The sequence below is a fragment of the Type-D symbiont of Plautia stali genome, from assembly GCF_001485335.1.
GTDB lineage: Bacteria > Pseudomonadota > Gammaproteobacteria > Enterobacterales > Enterobacteriaceae > Pantoea > Pantoea vagans_C.
On the sequence record NZ_BBOC01000168.1, the window covers coordinates 1 to 2,811 of the forward strand.

Sequence of the window (2,811 nt, forward strand, 5' to 3'; positions counted from 1 at the left end):
TCATCGGTTTTTCATTTTTGCTTAGCGTATAGATCGCATCATCTAACATGGTATTCACCAGCTTTGCATCCGGGCTTGTCCCTATCGACCAGCTCACCACTTTGCCGTCAAAGCAGTCAATAACTGGCGACAGATAGACCTTACCTGCCGGGAGCTGGAACTCAGTTATATCTGTCAGCCACTTCTCATTTGGCCTGCTGGCGCGAAATTTTCTGGCGAGTAAGTTCTCCGGTGCCGGACTAATCTCTCCGCAGTAAGAGCTGTACCGACGCCGTCCTGCCCGCTTAACAATGAGCTGCTCTTCAGCCATCAGTCGGCGCACGACCTTCTCAGAGATATACGTGTCATTTTCACGCAGCACCGCATGAAGACGTCGATATCCGTAGCAACGGTAATTCCCGTCAAAGATTTCTGCCATCGCTACACGTATTTCTGCGTACTTATCATGCTGTCGTTGCTTTGATTTGTGATAGAAATAGCAACTGCGCGCAAGACGCAGCCCTTTGAGCAGTTCAGCAACAGGATAGGTTTCCTTAAGGGCATCAACAACCTGGGTTTTCTCCCGGTTCTTCAGGTTCAGGAAGTTGATGCCCATGTCTTTTTTTATCAGTTCATTCGCCTTTGTCAGAATGTCGCGTTCAAGCTGCAACTGATGAACCTGCTGTTTAAGCCTGGAAACTTCTTCAAGCAGTGCTTCCTGGTTTTTATCTGGGGGCGCCGTTTTCCGTTTACGCATAAATTGATAGGTCTCATCGTCTATCAGGTCTTTCTTCCATTTGTACAGAACCGGAACGCTGACGCCTATATTTTGTGCGACTTTAAGTGCAGTCCCGCTGCGGTTGCAGAGGTCTCGCACGGCCTGTGTTCTCTCGGAATGACTAAAGCATTTATTGGTATTTGAGCGAATAATCAAAGGATGTCGGCCGGGATAGATTTCTTCGACCCAGCGTTTAAGCACTATGCTGCTGGGATATCCTATGGTGCGACAAGTGAAAGCCAGACATCCACCGTGTGTAAAGTAATGCTCTACAGCGGCAACTTTCTGAGCGCGAGAATATCTTTCTCTGGGTTTTAATTCTTTTGGTAAGTCACCCTCTTCTTCATAAATACGCACCCAGCGACTGAGCTGTTTAACGGACGGATATCCCAACTCTCTGACAACGATGGCCAGTCTTTTGGAATACCTGAAGTAAAGTTCAACAGCCCGGATCCGGTCTTCATATGAATGCATTATTTGTCTCCTGAAGGTCCAGGAAAACATCCGCATTCCCCGGAACAATTCACAGATGTCGTCCCTGAACTAACCTTAGATCTCCCCAGGCTCAGCTCAGGATGCAGACTTTATGTTGGTGACCATGACAGATAAAGATCTATACCGGCTCGGCATCATTCAGCGCGTTCATGACCACACTCTGCTACAGCGAGAAGCTGCGCGCCTTCTTGAACTCACCGTGCGTCAGGTACAGCGTGTTCTGCGGCGTTATCGTGAACACGGCGCGGCGTCGATTGTATCAGAACGTCGCGGTCGTCCCGGCAACAACCGCATTCCCGAAGATTTACGATGCGCCGCTCTGCATCTGATCCGGCAACACTACGCTGACTTCGGTCCAACTCTGGCCACCGAGAAGCTTTTAGAACGTCATGGCATTCCACTTTCCGTGGAGACTGTCCGCAACTGGATGATTTCAGACGGACTCTGGCGGCCTCACTCACGCCGTCAGGTTCATATTTATCAGCCTCGGCACAGGCGCGACTGCCTTGGTGAGCTGGTACAACTGAACGGTTCCCATCATGCCTGGTTTGAGGATCACGCACCAAAGTGCTGCCTGCTGGTCTACGTTGACGATGCTACCGGCCGCCTGATGCATCTGCGTTTCTGTGATTCCGAGTCTGCGTTCGATTATATGACGGCAACGCGGGAGTACATTGATTTACATGGAAAACCCGTCGCATTCTACAGCGACAAGCACGCCGTTTTTCGCGTTAACGGAACGGATGCACGCCGCAGCGGCACCACGCAGTTTGGCCGGGCGCTGCGCGATCTCAGCATTGAGCTTATTTGTGCCAACAGCAGCTAGGCCAAGGGGCGCGTTGAGCGCGCCAACCAGACGCTGCAGGACCGGCTGGTCAAGGAGATGCGGCTGCATGACATCAGCTCCATCAGCGAAGCGAACCACTGGGTTACCGGTTTTATCGAAGACTTTAACCGCCGCTTTTCCCGACCACCTAAGTATCCGAAGGATCTTCATCGTCCCTCCGGTCTGTCTCCGGATGAACTGGACGATATTTTGCCTGGCAGGATCAGCGGAAGTTATCAAAAGCACTGACTTTTCAGTACGATAAGATGCTCTATCTTATCGAGCCTTCTGATGCGAACACCCGTATCGCCGGTGAAAAAGTTACCGTATTTGAATACCCTGACGGCAGGATATGTTTCCGCTATGCTCACCGGGAGCTGAGCTATCAGGTTTTCGACAAGCTGGCCTGCGTGGATCAGGGAGAGATCGTCGACAATAAACGTCTCGGTGCCGTACTGCGCCTGGCGCAGGAAAAACAGTTTGAGCAGGAAGCGGCAGGTAAACGTTCACGCAGTAAAAAGATGCCGCGCCGTCTGGCTCAGCAGCGCGCACTCGAAGCGCTGAAGGCAATAAATCCGGTGCTGGTGAACCCTGGAGACTTTGTCTCAGATCTTAAGCGCTGATGCCCCTTCCCCTGCCCGCTTCAGCGAACCTCACGCTATAGGGAGGAAAAATGACTCAGGAAAAAAAGTGATGACACTGCAGGAACAACTGCGGGCCGACCTGATTGAAA

1 protein-coding gene and 1 pseudogene are annotated in these 2,811 nt (G+C 51.4%); one reads left to right on the plus strand and one right to left on the minus strand.

Annotation, left to right across the window (positions count from 1 at the left end; all coding sequences use genetic code 11):
* On the minus strand, window positions 1-1,231 hold a 1,231-nt coding region (locus tag PSSD_RS25690), incomplete at its 3' end, for an IS3 family transposase (RefSeq protein ID WP_058974205.1).
* Window positions 1,232-1,355: 124 nt separating this feature from the next.
* On the opposite strand from PSSD_RS25690, the pseudogene PSSD_RS25695 reads away from it, so the two are divergent.
* Window positions 1,356-2,701: pseudogene (locus tag PSSD_RS25695) on the plus strand (ISNCY family transposase).
* Window positions 2,702-2,811 lie beyond the last annotated feature (110 nt).